This is a genomic window from Candidatus Palauibacter sp., assembly GCF_965213655.1.
Lineage (GTDB): Bacteria > Gemmatimonadota > Gemmatimonadetes > Palauibacterales > Palauibacteraceae > Palauibacter.
The window spans coordinates 61,055-76,184 of record NZ_CBDBZT010000002.1; the positions used below are offsets into that span (position 1 = coordinate 61,055).

Consider the following 15,130-nt stretch of genomic DNA (forward strand, 5'->3'; position numbering starts at 1 on the left):
CTCAGGAGGTGAAGAGGATGAAGAGGACCGCCAGACCGTCCGCCCGCCGCCGCGCCCGCACCGCGTGCTCAGGCGTCCTCCCGATGGGCCTCCTCGCGTCAGGTCTCCTCTGTATCGGTGCGACCGGCGTCCAGGCCCAGGCCGCTCCCGACTTCTCGTCCGTCCGCGACGAGATCCGGAGCGCGCTCGTGGCCTGGGACCAGCCCTCGATGGCCGTCGCCGTCGCGCTGGGCGGAGAAGTCGTGTGGGAGGGGGGGTTCGGGTGGGCGGACCGCGAGCGGCGGATCCCGGCCACGGAACACACGATGTATTCGCTCGCCTCGATCTCGAAGCCGATCACGGCGACGGGGCTCATGGTCCTCGTGGAACGGGGCCTCGTCGACCTCGACGCGCCGGCCAACGACTACCTCGGCCCGGCGAAGATCGACGGGCGCGCCTGGGACGCAGCGCGCGCCACGGTGCGGCGGGTGGCCAGCCACACGGCGGGACTCCCCCTCCACTACCAGTTCTTCTACGAGGACGAACCGCACCGGCGACCCCACATGGACGAGACGATCCGCCGCTACGCCAACCTCGTGACGGCGCCGGACGAACGCTGGAACTACTCGAACCTCGGCTTCGGGATCCTCGACTACATTATCGAGCGCGTCTCCGGGCAGTCGTACCCCGATTTCATGCGCGACGAGGTGTTTCATCCCCTGGGCCTCACCCGGACGTCGGTCGACATCGGCCCGGGGCTCGAGGAGTTCACCGCGACGCGGTACGCGACGGACCAGAGTCCGATCCCGTTCTACGACTTCGACCACCCCGGCGGCTCCGCCGTATTCAGCAGCGCCCACGACCTCGTCCGCTTCGGGATGTTCCACCTTGGCCACGATCTCGACCATCAACGGCGGATCATCTCCGACGCGTCGATCGAGGCGATGCGGCAGCCGATCCGGGAGAGCTCCCCCGGCAACGAATACGGACTCGGCTGGGCGCTGCGAGCCCTCCCGGGGGGTCTGCGGCTCCAGCGCCACGGCGGCGGGATGGGTGGCGTCCGCACCGAACTCGCGATCGCCCCGGAGGAGAACGCGGCCGTCGTCGTCCTCTCGAACTCCGCGACGCCGCTCACCGGCTACATCTCCAGTCTCATCTGGCACACGCTGTCTCCGGAGACCGTTCCGCGGCCTACGCGGCCGGAGGTCCCCGATCCGCACCGCCTCGAGCGCGAGGGGATCCTCGAGGATGAGGCGGATGGTGGCGCGCCGCTGATCGGGTTCACACCCATGCCGGAACTCGTCGGGGACTGGGTCGGCGAGGTCGACACGCACCTCGGTCCGCAGCGACTGGCGCTCGTGATCGACGACGGCGGACGCGTCCACGTCCAGTTGGGGGATCAGCTGTGGACGCTGCTCAACAACGCGCGCCTCGACGGCGGGTACCTGCGTGGCGGCTTCAAGGGCGACATCGGCACGGAGGACGCGAACCGCACCGACTACGTACTCTCGCTCGAGCTACGGCTGAGGGGCGACGTGCTGAACGGCTCGGTGACGGCCATCACGCTCCCGAACGTGCGACTGGGCAACGCGCTCACCCACTGGGCGGAGCTTCGCCGGCGCCGCTGAGCGCATACGACCACGGCTGCGGCCAGTTCGGGCGTCCGTAGCATTTGGTCGCGCAGATCACGCCCCGGCCCACGGGTCGACGATCTCGATGCCCATGTTCTCGAAATCGCGGACGTTGCGCGTGGCCACCGCCATGCCGCGAGATGCCGCGATCGCCGCGATCTGACAATCGGCTGGCGCGACGGGCCGTCCGAGCGAACGGCGTACGGCGGCGATGTTGCCATGTTCGCGCGCGGCATCGCGGTTGAACGGCAGCACCCGATCCTCGAAGGCGTCGCGCAGCATCGCGTCGATCTCGAATACCAGCGTCTCCCGGCGTCGGCCGGCCGGGAGAATGGCGGCGCCGTAGCGCAGCTCGGCTTCGCCGATGGCGGAAAAGAACAGGTCGTCCACTGGAAAACCCGAGACCCAGGTTGCGACAGCGGGATCGGGCAACTTGCGGATCAACTCGGACACCACGTTGGTGTCCAGTAGCAGGGGCAAGCGGTCAACTCACTCGAAGAAGGGTGGCTCGCGCGCCGGTTCTCTCGGCGGCAACTCCAGATCGATGCCGTTCGTCGGCCCGAAGTGCGAGCGGATTATGCTGGCGAGGTTCCCTGAACTCGGCCTCCGCCGGACCGCGTCCCGAAGGATCAGTCGCGCCTCCTCCTCCATGGAGCGACCGTTGCCTGCCGCCCGTACCCGCAAGCGGGTCTTCACCTCGTCGTCCAGGTTGCGGATCGTGATGCTCGCCATGACCTCGTACCTCCTTGTCGTTAGCCACTCTACCGGATGATTGCGTTGCAATCAAGGTGGGGGCCGGATGCGGATGACCCATACTGGCGCAGCCGCGACTGGCGCGCGCCCACGCGCCGGGCGAACGTGCGCAGAACGTGAGACCGCGACGGGTCCGGCCCCCCGCCGTCCCGCTGCACGATACCGGAGGTCCCGTGAGAGAGCCGCAGATGAAGACGATTCCGTGGCTGGCGCCGCCCATGCTGTGGGCGGCCGCCGTGCTGTCGGCCGGATGCGCCCCGGAGGCCGACGAGCCGCTCCCGTCGCCCCCCGCCCAGACCGAGGCCGAAGCCGAAGCCGAAGCCGCTTCAGCGGCGCACCGCGACTTCCTGCTGGAGAACTACGAGAAGTCCGAGCACATGGTCGCGATGCGGGACGGGATCGAACTGTACACGCTCGTCTACGAGCCGCGGGACCGCTCGCGGGAATATCCCATCCTCCTCTTCCGGACTCCCTATTCGATCGGTCCCTACGAGCCGGGCGAATACCGGAACCCGCTCGGTCCGTCGCGGGAGTTCGACCGTTCCGGCTACATCTTCGCGTTCCAGGATGTGCGGGGTCAGTTCAGGTCGGAGGGCGAGTTCGAGGTCATCCGCGCCCCGGCGCCGGAACCCCGCGGCCCCACCGACACGGACGAGATCACGGACAACCGGGACACGATCGAGTGGCTGCTCGCGAACGTCGACAATCACAACGGGCGCGTGGGGCAGTGGGGGATCTCCTACCCGGGCTGGCAGACGGTGATGGGGATGGTGGACGCGCACCCGGCGCTCGTCGCGGCCTCACCCCAGGCCTCGCCCTCGGACATGTTCATCGGGGACGACTGGCACCATAACGGGGCCTTCCGGATCATGTACGCCTTCTCATGGCTGTCGGGGAACGCCCGCCGCCGCGACGGCCCCACCTCGACGCGCGGGGCCCGCTTCGACTACGGCACCCCCTCCGGCTACGACTTCTTCCTCAACGCCGGGTCCGCCGCCACCGTGGACGAACTTTATTTCCACGGCGACGTGCCGGCGTGGCGTGATTTCATCGAGCACCCCAACTATGACGAGTTCTGGCAGGCGCAGAACGCCCTCCGCTACCTGGACGACGTCCGCCCCGCGACGCTGAACGTGGCCGGCTGGTTCGACACCGAGGACTTCTACGGCCCGATGTCCATCTACCGGACGGTCGAGGCGGAGAATCCCGGCCTCGAGAACACGCTCGTCGTCGGCCCGTGGCTGCACGGCGGCTGGGCGCGCATGGATGGCGATTTCCTCGGCTGCATCGCCTTCGACACGAAGACCTCGCTCCACTTCCAGCGCGAGTTCCAGTTCCCCTTCTTCGAGCACCACCTGAAGGACGAGGGGACGTGGGATGCGACCGAGGCGAACGTCTTCCTCACCGGGACGAACGAGTGGCGCGCCTACGGTTCATGGCCGCCAGCGGGCGTCACCTCCATGAATCTCTATCTGGGCTCGGACGGGACGCTGCGCTTCGAGCCGCCGACGCGAACCGCGGACTCGGCCGCCGAGTCTCAGGCCGATTCCTGGGTGAGCGATCCGGCGAATCCCGTCCCGTTCTCCGCCGAGGAGCGGACGACGCTGGGCCATTTGTGGAAGGTGGAGGATCAGCGCTTCGCCTCGGAGCGTCCCGATGTCCTCGTCTACCAGTCCGAACCCCTGGAGGAGGACCTCACGATCGCGGGTCCGATCGGGGCCGAGATCTTCGTCTCCACGACGGGGACGGACTCCGACTGGATCGTGAAGCTGATCGACGTCTATCCCGACGACGCGCCGCCGAGCGCCAACTGCGCCGTCCCCATGGGCGGATACCAGATGCACCTCGCGGGCGAGATCATGCGGGGCCGCTTCCGGAACGACCTCGAGAACCCGGAGCCGATGGTGCCGGGGGAGGTGACAAGGATCGAGATCGACCTCCGGGACCGCTTCCACACCTTCAAGGCGGGGCACCGGCTCATGGTCCACGTCCAGAGTTCATGGTTCCCGGCCTACGACCGGAACCCGCAGACGTTCGTCGACACGTACCGCGCGGTGCCGGGCGACTACCAGGCCGCGACGCAAACGGTCTACCGCTCGGCCGATCACCCGTCGCGCGTGATCCTCGGTATCCTGCCGCGTTAGCCCGCGCCGCCGGACGTTCCCGCGGGAACGTCGGCAAACCCGCGTGGCTCTACCGCGCGACCCGCTTCTGACACAATGTGCGAAGGCCGTTGAGAGAGAATCACCGAAGACGAAGGGCGGGACGAATGATCCAGCGGACATTCCGGCGGGTCGCGCGCACGGCGGTGGCTCTGGCGCTCGGCGGGTTCACGATTGCGGCCGTGACGGGTTGTGCTCCGGGGGACGAGGGAGCAGCGGAGGGCGGAGAGCCGGGGGTGGCCGTCGCCTTCCCGGCGGAGCCGCCGGACGGGCCGATGCCCGAGATTGGACCGGCTCCCGAGGACTACACCCCCACCGCCTCGGGGTCCCCGTCCACCGACATCTGGATGGGGACGCTCGTGCGCGAGGGCGGCGCGCTCTCCGTCCCCGACCTGGGGCGCGGCACCGACCGTGACGGTTACGACAACCAGCCGAGTTTTCTGCTCGATGGATCGGCGATCCTGCACACCGCGGCGCTGGACCGGAGGCAGACCGAGATCATGCGTCTCTCGGCGGCGTCCGGGGTCGAGTCCGGCGCGTCGGAGCGGCTCACGAACACGGCGGAAGCCAGCGAGTTCTCGGCGCTCCAGATCCCGGGGCAGGACGCTTTCTCCGCGATCCACGAGATCCGCGGCAAGCAATATCTGTGGCGCTACGACCTCTCCGGCGCGTCGCTGGGGCCGATCTTCGCGACGGCCGAGCCGGTGGGCTACCACGCGTGGGCCAACGAACACATCGTGGCGATGTTCATCCTCGGCGATCCCCCCACACTCCAGGTCGGCGACGCGTTGAGCGGAGATATCCAGGTCGTGGCCGAGCGCCCGGGCCGGTCCATCCACCGGATTCCGGGGACGGAGGAGATCTCATTCGTGCGGAAGGTTTCCGACGAGGAGTGGTGGATCGAACGGCTCGATCCCGCCGCGGGAACCACGGAGCGGATCACGCTGACGCTCCCGGGTCGCGAAGACTACGCCTGGACGCCCGAGGGCGAGATTGTCATGGGGGACGGCGGACGGCTGTACGCCTGGTCGGACGGCTCCGACTGGATCGGGATCGCCGACTTCTCCGACCTGGGCGTCGGCGGAATCACCCGCCTCGCCGTGAGCCCCGACGGCTCCCGGATCGCGATCGTCGCCAACCGCCCCGGGGGCTGAGCGACGTTCCCGCGGGAACGTCTGCGGCGTGCCGGCTACTCGAACAGCAGCCGGTCGAGTCCCTGCGTGAGGCCCACCCGCTGCGGCGCCATGCGCGCCGCGAGGAGGGTCCCGCCCACGTAGGGTTCCGCGCTCGACCCCGCGTCATGCCGGATCGAGAGGCGCTCGCCGGGCAGACCGAAGATCGACTCAACGGAGACGACATAGCTCGGAAGCCTCAGTGAGTGTACCTGCGCGCCCCCGATCGTGGCCCCCCGCGCCTCGCGTGACCCCAGCGTGTCCTCGACCGGCCGGCCGAATTCGTTCTCCGCGACCGTCCCCAGAAACTCGGCCAGTTCCTGCGCGGTGCCGCTCGGGGCATCCGGTTTCCCAGCCGAGGCCATGTCGACGATCTCCCAGTGCGGAACGTGGCGCGCGGCGATCCCCGAAAAGTGCTTCAACAACGCCGCCGTGACGGAGAAGTTGCCCGCGGCGATCACCCCCACGCCTCGCGCGCGCGCCGCCTCGTCGATCTCCCCGTATTCCCGTCCCGTGAGGCCCGAGGTGCCGACGACTGCGGCCACGCCCGCCTCGACCGCGCACATGATGTTCCCGTACACGGCACTGGGATGGGTATAGTCGATGTAGACGTCGGCCGGCTCGCGGAGCGCCTCCCCCACGTCGGCCGTGATCCGCACGTCGCCGACCGTCTGTCCCGACGCCTGCCGCGCGACGGCGCCCGTCAGTTCGAACTCGTCCGACTCGAGGATGGCAGCCACGACGCTCTCGCCCGTCCACCCCGTAGCTCCTCCCACGCAGACCCGAATACTCATCTTCGCTCCCGTTGTGTCGACGCTCCCCACGTTCCCGCGGGAACGTAACGCGCCGCGTCCCGGATGGTATGTTGTCGGTTCAAGCTCCCCTGTACGCGAGGATGAGAGTATGAGCATGGATCGGAGAGACTTCGTTCGAACTTCGGCCGCCGGTCTGGCTTCCGCCGCCGGACTCGCCGCTGCCCCCGCCGTCCGCCGCTCGCGGGCCGCGCTCCCCATCGTGATTTCCGACCTCAGCGGGATCCGCTTCAACAACGGCGGACCCGACAGTTCCGTGGAGCGCGCCTTCCGCGGCATCGTTGAGGGCGAGGACGTGCTCGACGCCCTGACGGCGGGCGTGAACATCCCCGAGAACGACCCCACCGAGATGGGGATCGGCTACGGCGGGCTCCCCAACGCGGACGGCGTTGTCCAACTCGACGCGTGCTGCATGCACGGGCCACGGCGCTGGGCCGGCGGCGTCGCGGCGCTCGAGGGTGTCCGTACTCCCTCGCTTGTCGCCAAGGCGGTGGCCGAACTCACCGACCACCACCTGCTCGTCGGGGCCGGTGCCCAGGCGTTCGCCCGCCAACTCGGGTTCGAGATCGAGGACGACCTCAATACGGAAGCGTCCCGCGCCCTGTGGCTCGAGTGGCGGCGGCGAATCGATCCAAGCCACTGGCTCGATCCCCGCAAGCGGCTCGACGCCGGCCTCTCGATGGTCGACGATGGCCTGATCCCGGCCCATTCCTTCTGGGGTACGACGAACTGCAACGCGGTGAACGCCGATGGCGACATCTGCGGGGTGACCACCACGAGTGGGCTGTCGTGGAAGATCCCCGGGCGTACCGGCGACTCCCCGATCCTCGGAGCCGGCCTGTACGTGGACAACGACGTCGGCGCCGTCGGCTCGACCGGCCGGGGCGAGGCGAACCTCTACAACCTCTCCTCGTTCCTCGCCGTCGAGTTCATGCGCCAGGGGATGAGCCCGCTCGACGCCGGCATGGCAACGCTGGAGCGGATCAAGTCGAACACGGTCGAATCGAGGCTCCTCAACGCGCGCGGCCTGCCGAACTTCGACGTCCGCTTCTTCCTCCTCAACAAGCAGGGGGAGACGGCGGGTGTCGCCATGTACGGTGCCGCGGAGACGCACTATGCCGTCTGCACGGAGAACGGGGCGGAGGAGCGGCCCCTCGAGGGGTTGTTGGAGGGTTCGCCCCGAGACGCGTAGCGGCGCGCCCCGGGACGGTTCCCGGCCTCCTAAGGCTTTGGCAGGGGGAGGGCTACCGGTTGTAGTTGGGCGTCGGACCCCGGAGCCGCGCCCACACGCCATCGCAGGCGGCGAGCACGTCTGCGCTGAGTGGCGGGCCGTCGAACGCGGCGAGGTTCTCCTCCAGGTGCTCGAGGCGGGAAGCGCCCACGATGATGCAGTCCGCGCCCGCTTGCTCCCGCAGCCAGCCCAGCGCGAGCTCAACCGGCGTGAGGTCGGCGTCCCGCGCGATCGTCGAGACCTCTGAGACGGCGTGGAAGTACTCGTCGTGCCAGAAGCGGTCGAGATACATCCGGTTGCCGTCGAAACGAGTCCCGGCCAAAGGCGCCCCCTGAGACTGCTTGCCGGTCAGCAGCCCGCCCGCGAGCGGGTTGTAGACGACGTTCGAGATGCCGTAGCGCTCGGTGAAGGCGAGGTATTCCTGTTCGATCCCGCGCGCCGCAAGGTTGTACATCGGCTGCGCGATCCACGGCTTCGCCCAACCCTCGCGCTCGCAGACCGAGAACATCTCGCCCATCTGCCACGCGCTGTAGTTGGAGGTCGCCGGATAGCGGATGATCCCCTCCAGCCGGAGTTCCTCCAGCGTGGCGAGACTCTCTTCTATCGGGGTGTCATAGTCCGGTAGGTGAAGATAGTAGACGTCCAGATAGTCGGTTCCGAGTCGCCGCAGCGAATCCTCGATTCCGCGCCTGATGGCGTCGCGTGAGAGGCCCGTGTATTCGACCGGGTCTCCCATCGGATTGCAGACCTTGCTCGCGAGAATGACCTCTCCGCGCCGGTCCCCGAGGACCTCCCCCAGGATCTCCTCGGACAGGCCCTGGTTGTAGACGTTCGCGGTGTCGAAGAAGTCGACGCCGCGCTCAAGACAGTGTTCCACCATCGCCGCGGCGGTATCGATGTCGGTCTGCGACCCGAAGGTCATTGTGCCCATGCAGGCGCGGGACACCTTCAGGTCGGTATGGGCGAGTTTTCTTCTCTCCACGTTCTTTCGTATCCTCCCGTAGGGTGCAGGTGGCCGGAGAACGCCCGCTCGCAGTGGGGCGCACCGACGGCACCGGCAACGTAGCGGAACCCGAGCGGGGGACGGAACAGATGACGACTGGCCCGGTCCGGACGCGGTCACTGGAGGAACTCGCGGCCGACGCGGCGGCGCGCTACGCGGCAGCGAATCCCCTGAGTCAGGCGAGCTTCGAACGCTCGACGAACTACCTGCCGGGGGCGGACACGCGAACGGTCAACCACTACGACCCCTTTCCCGTGACCATCGTCCGTGGCGAAGGGTCGCGGCTCCACGACCTCGACGGGCACGTCTACGTCGATTTCCTCAACGACTACACCGCCGGGCTATACGGCCACTCGAACCCCGCCATCCGGGCCGCGATCGTGGAGGCGGCGGGGAAGGGCCTCACCCTCGGGGGGCCGAGCCCGAACCAGCAGGAATTCGCCGAACTCATCTGCCGCCGCTTTCCGTCCGTCGATCGCCTGCGCTTCACGAATTCGGGGACGGAGGCGAACCTCATGGCGGTCAGCCTGGCTCGGGCCGTGACCTGCCGGGAGGGGGTACTCGTGTTCGACGGCGCGTATCACGGCGGACCATTGAACTTCACCGGCCCCGACCGGCGTCTGAACGTGCCATTCCCGTGGATGGTCGCGGACTACAACGACGCCGAATCGGCGCGATCCCTCATCGCGGAACGGGCGACCGAACTCGCCTGCGTGCTCGTCGAGCCCATGCTCGCGGGCGGCGGGTGCATCCCCGGAACTCGCGTGTTCCTCAACGCGCTTCGAGATGCGACGAACCGGGCCGGCGTCCTGCTGATCTTCGACGAGGTCCAGACGTCGCGGCTCGCCCCGGGCGGCCTGCAGGGAGCGCTCGACATCCACGCCGATCTCACGACCTTCGGAAAATACCTTGGGGGCGGCGCTTCCTTCGGCGCCTTCGGGGGGCGCGCGGACCTCATGGACCGCTTCGATCCCCGACAGGAGAATCATCTCAGCCATCCCGGCACACACAACAACAACTCGCTGACCATGGCGGCGGGCCTCGTGGGCCTGCGCGACGTGTTCACGCCGGATGTGGTGCGCCGGCTGACGGTGCGGGGAGACGCGCTGCGGGCCGCCCTCACCGGGGTCGCGGCGGCGAGGGATGCGCCCGCGCAGGTCACGGGCCGCGGTTCGATCATGACCGTCCACTTCCAGCGGAGGCCGATCCGCCGCCGCGCCGATGTGGCCCACACGCCGATGGCCGCCCGCGACCTCTTCCAGCTTGAGATGTTGCTGGCCGGCTTCTACGTGGCCCGCCGAGGGTTCGTGACGGTCTCGCTGGCCCACGATGACGAGGACTGTGACGCGCTCGTTGCCGAGTTCGACGCCTTCCTCGGAAGACACGCCGCCGCGATCGACGCGGCGCTCGCGTGAAGCTTGGACGCCGCGAGTTCGACTCTTCGGCACCCTCGGAGTGACGCGACCCGGTCGGCGCCCGTCCTTGTCCGGGGTTCTTCATTCGGTTTCCCGGAAGGGTCCACAGCACGACCAGGGAGAGGGAGATGGTTGATGCTTTGACGCGACGCCCACGGATGACGGCGGCGCTGATGGTGGTTCCGCTGACGATCGGCGCCGGATCCGCCGCGGCTCAGGACGCGGGCGACTGCGGGGATCGGGCCTCGCTTCACGTCCTCGTCACGGAGGAGTCCGGGGCCCTCAATCTTCCCGGGGCCACGATCGTCCTCCGCTGGACGAGCGATCAGGTGTTCAGACCCCTGCGCGAATCCGCCGGAGCGGACGGGAGTTTCTCGCTCTGTGTCCCGACTGATGCGCGGGCGGCGACGCTGTGGGCGGAGTTCGGGGATGATTCGAGTGAAGAGACGATCGTCACCTTCGAACCCGGCACGCCGTACGAAGTTCACCTGCGCGTCCTGTTCGGAGACGCCGAGCCCGGAAGGATCGTGGGGCGCGTGCTCGATGCGACGACGGAGGATCCCGTGGCCACGGCCACGGTGTCGCTGAGCGGCCGGCCCGCGGAGGTGCAGAGCGACCGCCAGGGCCGGTTTGCACTCACCGGGGTGCCCGCCGGGCCGCACCTGCTCGAGGTCGATAGGATCGGCTACGCCTCCCTGCGCTACGAGGTGACCGTGGTCCGCGGACTGAGCACGGAGCTGGAGATCGGCCTCGTGCCCGCGCCGGTGGAAATGGAACCGCTCGTGGTGACCGCGACCCGACCGCGACGGCTGGAAGTCAACGGGTTCTACGACCGCAAGTACTTCGGCGAACTGATCGGCGGCGGCACCTACTTCACGGTGGAGGACATCGACCGCCGGCGTCCGCTCCGCGTCACGCACATGCTCGCCGACGCGCCCGGCATCCGACTTCGGTGCCCCGGCTCCGGGTTCCGCGACTGCTGGGTCGAGAGTTCAAGGGCATCCGGAGGATTCACGCCCGGGGGCTGTGAACTCAGCGCCTATCTCGATGGTTCTCCGATTCCGGTCCGGGAGCTGGACACGCTGGTGCTGCCGGTGGAGGTCGGCGGCATCGAAGTGTACCAGGGGGCCGGCGAGTTGCCGCCCGAGTTCGGTGGATACGACGCGCGCTGCGGGGCCGTCGTGATCTGGACGAAGTAGCCCGCCGCAGTCCCCTACCTCACGCGCACGTGCTTCTCGAGCATGCGGCGACGCACGACGCCACCGTAGACGTTCCCTTCCGAATCCACGCCCACGGCTTCGGCCCCGCTGTGCTCGATCGTCGTGGACTCGATGTCCTCGATGAAGTGCGAGACGGAGCCGTCGCGCGCGCTCCCGATCCGGATCCCCTTCTTCCAGCCGGGGTTGTTCGGCCCCCAGCTCTCCGAGTCCGCGACGTAGATCGTGTCGTCTTCGTCGATGAAGATCCCGCTCGGGCGGCTGAACTGTTTCCACTCCTCCAGAAACGTGCCGTCCTCGAGGAAGATCTGGATGCGGTTGTTCGCCCTGTCGCCGATGAAGATCCGGCCCTGCGAGTCCCTGGCGATGGCGTGCGGCGTGCTGAACTGGCCGGGCCCCGAGCCGGGGCCGCCCCACGCGTCGAGAAAGTCACCTTCGGGGCTGAAGCGGACGACCCGGTCGTTGCCCTCGCCGTGACCCTCGGTGACGAGCAAGTCGCCGCCGGGGAGGACGAGGACATCGGTCGGCTGATTGAATACATTGGGCCCGAGTCCCGCGACGCCGGCCTGCCCGAGCGTGAGCAGGAGTTCGCCGTCGGGGCTGAACTTGAACACCTGGTGCCCGAGTTCTCCGTTTCCGCGCGCGTCGGTGGCCCACACGTTCCCGTCGTAGTCGACGTGGAAGCCGTGCGGATAGTTGAGCAGGCCCGCGCCCCACGAAGCGAGCGCCCGGCCGGACATGTCGTACTTGATGATCGGGTCCTCGGGACGGTCCGCACAGCTGTTCTCGAAGCAGCGGTGCATGACGTAGAGATTGCCGTCGGGTCCCTGCTCGACGCCCGTGACCTGTCCCCACTGCACCGCGCCGGGGGGCAACTCCGCCCAGGGCTCGATGCGCTCGTAGGGACTGGGCAGGTCGTTGACGGGTTCGACCTCGGCCGTCGCTTCGGGCTCCGCGCCGCACGCCCCGGCCACCGTGATCAGAAAGACGAGGCCCCCGGCTCCGATCTTCGCCGACTTCGCTTCGATTCGTGTCATGCTTCGTCTCCCTCGTCTCCCTCGGGGTTGGCGGACTTCTCGTCCCGGGCGGGCCAGCCTCCGGTTCGGATCACGCCTTCCTGCGCGACCGAGGCCACGAGCGTCCCGTCCCGGGCGAAGAACGTGCCCCGCGTGAACGCCCGCGCGCCACTCGCGACCGTGCTCTCGGTCACGTACAGGAGCCAGTCGTCGATCCGGAAGGGACGGTGGAACCAGATCGCGTGATCGAGCGAGGCGCCCATCAGGTCGCGGTCGAAGAAAGTACGCCCGTGCGGAACGAGCGCGGCGCGCAGCAGCCCGTAGTCGGAGGCGTAGGCGAGCACCGCCTGGTGATCGAGCGGGTCATCGCCCAGATCTCCGACCGTACGAATCCAGGCCCGCCGGACGGGCCTGTCCGGCTTCGGCCTGAAGGGGTCGAGCGGGGCCACGGGACGCCGGTCGAGCGGCCGGTCCTGGGTGAGCAGCGAGCGGAGCGGCTCCGGGATGCGCTCGGCGCTCCGCCGGATGATGTCGATCTCGGACTCGAGTGCCTCGGGCGGCAGCACATCCGGCATCTCGTCCTGATGCGCGATGCCGTCCTCCGTCTTGTGGAACGAGGCGGACATGTTGAAGATCGCCCGCCCGTGCTGGATCCCCGTCACGCGCCGCGTCGTGAAGCTGCGTCCGTCGCGCAGGCGGTCCACGAAATAGACTGCCGGGATCTCCAGGTCTCCGGGGAGGATGAAGTACCCGTGCAGCGAGTGCGCCGCCCGGTCCTCCGTCTCGACCGTCCGGCGCGCGGCCACGAGCGCTTGGGCGAGCACCTGTCCGCCGAAGATCCGCCCGGAGCCGATGTCCCGGTTCTGTCCGCGGTAGATATTCCGCTCGACCGGTTCGAGGTCGAACAGATCGACCAGATCGCGCGCGGTGTAGGTCAAGGAAAGCTCTCCGGCGGCACGCGGCGGAGCGTGGCCTGCTCGAAGGCGTAGGCGAGTTCGATGAGCCGCGGCTCGCTGCAGGCTGCCCCCGTGAACCCGATCCCGAACGGTGCGGGTCGCGCGTCGAAGCCGTCGGGGAAGGGTGGCGTCGGCGCATTTGCCACGAAGCCGAACGGCACGACGATATGGGGGTACTGCGCCCGCGCTGCCAGCGCGGCCCCCCGGCTGCCCGGCGTGAAGATGGCGTCGAGGTCGTATTCCTCCAGTACCGCGTCGATCCCCCGCATCTGGCTGAGAAGCGAGTCCTTCGCCATGTCCGCCGCGTTCCGGGCCCGGTCCGCCTCCACGTCCATCTCATCGGAGATGTCGTAGCGCGACTGCTCGTACTTCATCGACCCTGCGTGACGGTGTTCGAGGTTCCATTCGCGCAGCTCGGTGAGCGTCTTCACCGGCGCCGACGGCCCGAGGGATTCCAGCCACGCGTCGAAGTCCCGCTTCATCCCGTACTTGAAGTTGACCGAACACCCCTCGTCCGAACCCTTGGCCTGGTGCCCGCCGATGCAGAGCTGCCACGTGTTGAAGTTCGCGTCGGGGTCCGGGTCGACGAAGCTGGTGATCTCGGCCGGGTCCACGAGCACCGCGCCCGCCGCCTCGAGCACCGCGATCGCCTCGGACATGAGCGCCGCGGCCTCCTCGTTCAGCCCGCCGATCGTCTCTCCTCCGACCTCGACGGGCTCGTAGTAGAAGGCCCGGGGGATCCCGATCCGGGCGCCCTCCAGCCCGTCCGCGTTCAGGAACGGCGTATAGTCTCGGCCCGGCGGCGCCTCGCAGCGCGCGGTGGCCGCGTCGTTCGGGTCGGGCGCGGCCCCTTCCATGGCTCCGAGCATGATCGCCGCGTCGGTCACCGTGCGGGCCATCGGCCCCGCCATGTCGTGATCGAGCGTCACGGGCGCCACGCCCCACCGGCTCACACGGGCTATCGTAGGCCGGATCCCCACGAGCATGTTCGCGTTTGAGGGGCTGATGATCGACCCACCCGTGTCCGTCCCCACGTTTGAGGCCCAGAAGCTGGCGGCCGTCCCGATCCCCGAACTGGATCCGCCCGTCGTGAGCGCGGGCCGACCGTCGTTTCGGTCCTCGCGCGGGTCGCGGCGCGGGTCATACGGGTTGAGGCCGTAGCCGGTGAGGGCGTTGTAGTTGCCGGGCATCTGGTTCGGCGGCCCCGCCATGAAGTTCGCGAACTCCGTGAGCCCGGCCTTGGCGATGATGATCGCGCCCGCCTCGCGCAGGTTCGTCGTCAGCGTGGCCTCGTACGGCGGAAAATAGCCCTCGAAGGCGAGCGAGCCCCCCGTCGTCGGGATGTGCGTCGTGTGGATGTTGTCCTTGAGCGCGACCGGGATGCCGTGCAGCGGCCCGCGCAGGTTGCCCGCCGCCCGTTCCGCGTCGAGCGCCGCGGCCTCCGCGAGGGCATGCGGATTGATCGAGACCGCCGCGTTCAGTTGCCATTCGTAGCGCGCGATCCGCGACAGGTGCTCCATCACGAGCTGACGCGACGTGAGCTTCCCGCTCTCCATCGCCGCCGTCATCTGGGGGATCGTCGCCTCCACCACGTCGAACGGCTCCGCCTCGGCGGACGGGGCCCCGCAGCCGGTCGCTGCCACGAGGCACGCCGCCAGGGCTCCGGCCATCCCGGCGCGGGAGAAAACGCCTGAAGCTGACCTCATGGGACCCTCCGATTCGCGGGACTTTGGCGCGGCACTCGAATCTGGCCGTGCGCTCACCGTATAGTAATGGATCGTTC

The 15,130-nt window shown here is 68.7% G+C and carries 13 protein-coding genes; 6 read left to right on the plus strand and 7 right to left on the minus strand.

The genetic code is table 11. The annotated features are described in order from the left end of the window. The first annotated feature begins 17 nt into the window (after positions 1-17). Positions 18-1,607, plus strand: a complete 1,590-nt coding sequence (locus ACOOGH_RS01270; RefSeq protein WP_420447199.1) for a serine hydrolase domain-containing protein — start codon at positions 18-20, stop codon at positions 1,605-1,607. A gap of 57 nt (positions 1,608-1,664) precedes the next feature. Here the strand turns inward: ACOOGH_RS01270 and ACOOGH_RS01275 are convergent, their stop codons facing one another. Further along, positions 1,665-2,090, minus strand: coding sequence for a type II toxin-antitoxin system VapC family toxin (locus ACOOGH_RS01275; RefSeq protein ID WP_420447200.1), 426 nt, complete (start codon positions 2,088-2,090; stop codon positions 1,665-1,667). 9 nt (positions 2,091-2,099) lie between these two features. Continuing rightward, positions 2,100-2,342, minus strand: coding sequence for a FitA-like ribbon-helix-helix domain-containing protein (locus ACOOGH_RS01280; protein WP_420447201.1), 243 nt, complete (start codon positions 2,340-2,342; stop codon positions 2,100-2,102). A gap of 194 nt (positions 2,343-2,536) precedes the next feature. On the opposite strand from ACOOGH_RS01280, the gene ACOOGH_RS01285 reads away from it, so the two are divergent. Further along, on the plus strand, positions 2,537-4,507 hold the full coding sequence (locus ACOOGH_RS01285) for a CocE/NonD family hydrolase (protein WP_420447202.1): 1,971 nt from the start codon (positions 2,537-2,539) through the stop codon (positions 4,505-4,507). Positions 4,508-4,632: 125 nt separating this feature from the next. Further along, entirely contained in the window at positions 4,633-5,679 is a 1,047-nt protein-coding gene (locus ACOOGH_RS01290; RefSeq protein WP_420447203.1) for a hypothetical protein, read from the plus strand. A gap of 35 nt (positions 5,680-5,714) precedes the next feature. Here the strand turns inward: ACOOGH_RS01290 and dapB are convergent, their stop codons facing one another. Continuing rightward, on the minus strand, positions 5,715-6,491 hold the full coding sequence (gene dapB / locus ACOOGH_RS01295; protein WP_420447204.1) for a 4-hydroxy-tetrahydrodipicolinate reductase: 777 nt from the start codon (positions 6,489-6,491) through the stop codon (positions 5,715-5,717). A gap of 115 nt (positions 6,492-6,606) precedes the next feature. Between dapB and ACOOGH_RS01300 the strand changes: the two genes are divergently transcribed. Continuing rightward, positions 6,607-7,701, plus strand: a complete 1,095-nt coding sequence (locus ACOOGH_RS01300) for a N(4)-(beta-N-acetylglucosaminyl)-L-asparaginase (RefSeq protein ID WP_420447205.1) — start codon at positions 6,607-6,609, stop codon at positions 7,699-7,701. A gap of 52 nt (positions 7,702-7,753) precedes the next feature. Here the strand turns inward: ACOOGH_RS01300 and ACOOGH_RS01305 are convergent, their stop codons facing one another. Then, entirely contained in the window at positions 7,754-8,722 is a 969-nt protein-coding gene (locus ACOOGH_RS01305; RefSeq protein WP_420447206.1) for an aldo/keto reductase, read from the minus strand. 29 nt (positions 8,723-8,751) lie between these two features. On the opposite strand from ACOOGH_RS01305, the gene ACOOGH_RS01310 reads away from it, so the two are divergent. Beyond that, the gene (locus ACOOGH_RS01310; RefSeq protein ID WP_420447207.1) at positions 8,752-10,158 is read left to right on the plus strand and encodes an aspartate aminotransferase family protein; all 1,407 of its coding nucleotides are present in this window, start codon (positions 8,752-8,754) and stop codon (positions 10,156-10,158) included. A gap of 140 nt (positions 10,159-10,298) precedes the next feature. Continuing rightward, positions 10,299-11,357, plus strand: coding sequence for a carboxypeptidase-like regulatory domain-containing protein (locus ACOOGH_RS01315; protein ID WP_420447208.1), 1,059 nt, complete (start codon positions 10,299-10,301; stop codon positions 11,355-11,357). A gap of 14 nt (positions 11,358-11,371) precedes the next feature. On the opposite strand, the gene ACOOGH_RS01320 is transcribed toward ACOOGH_RS01315, so the two are convergent. From ACOOGH_RS01320 to ACOOGH_RS01330, 3 genes are read right to left on the minus strand one after another with little or no spacing between them, the layout of a single operon-like run. Beyond that, the gene (locus tag ACOOGH_RS01320) at positions 11,372-12,412 is read right to left on the minus strand and encodes a peptidyl-alpha-hydroxyglycine alpha-amidating lyase family protein (protein ID WP_420447209.1); all 1,041 of its coding nucleotides are present in this window, start codon (positions 12,410-12,412) and stop codon (positions 11,372-11,374) included. Continuing rightward, entirely contained in the window at positions 12,409-13,329 is a 921-nt protein-coding gene (gene tesB, locus ACOOGH_RS01325) for an acyl-CoA thioesterase II (RefSeq protein ID WP_420447210.1), read from the minus strand. Before tesB ends, ACOOGH_RS01320 begins: the two co-directional genes overlap by 4 nt. Then, a complete protein-coding gene (locus ACOOGH_RS01330; RefSeq protein ID WP_420447211.1) occupies positions 13,326-15,053 on the minus strand; it encodes an amidase family protein in 1,728 nt (575 codons plus the stop codon). The genes tesB and ACOOGH_RS01330 overlap by 4 nt, the downstream gene beginning before the upstream one ends. Between the last annotated feature and the right edge of the window lie 77 nt (positions 15,054-15,130).

Excerpts from the sequence above, each read along its gene's own strand:
- ACOOGH_RS01270 (WP_420447199.1), top strand. The coding sequence starts at position 18 with ATGAAGAGGACCGCCAGACCGTCCGCCCGCCGCCGCGCCCGCACCGCG.
- ACOOGH_RS01280 (WP_420447201.1), bottom strand. The coding sequence starts at position 2,342 with ATGGCGAGCATCACGATCCGCAACCTGGACGACGAGGTGAAGACCCGC.
- ACOOGH_RS01290 (WP_420447203.1), top strand. The coding sequence starts at position 4,633 with ATGATCCAGCGGACATTCCGGCGGGTCGCGCGCACGGCGGTGGCTCTG.
- dapB (WP_420447204.1), bottom strand. The coding sequence starts at position 6,491 with ATGAGTATTCGGGTCTGCGTGGGAGGAGCTACGGGGTGGACGGGCGAG.
- ACOOGH_RS01300 (WP_420447205.1), top strand. The coding sequence starts at position 6,607 with ATGGATCGGAGAGACTTCGTTCGAACTTCGGCCGCCGGTCTGGCTTCC.
- ACOOGH_RS01320 (WP_420447209.1), bottom strand. The coding sequence starts at position 12,412 with ATGACACGAATCGAAGCGAAGTCGGCGAAGATCGGAGCCGGGGGCCTC.
- ACOOGH_RS01330 (WP_420447211.1), bottom strand. The coding sequence starts at position 15,053 with ATGAGGTCAGCTTCAGGCGTTTTCTCCCGCGCCGGGATGGCCGGAGCC.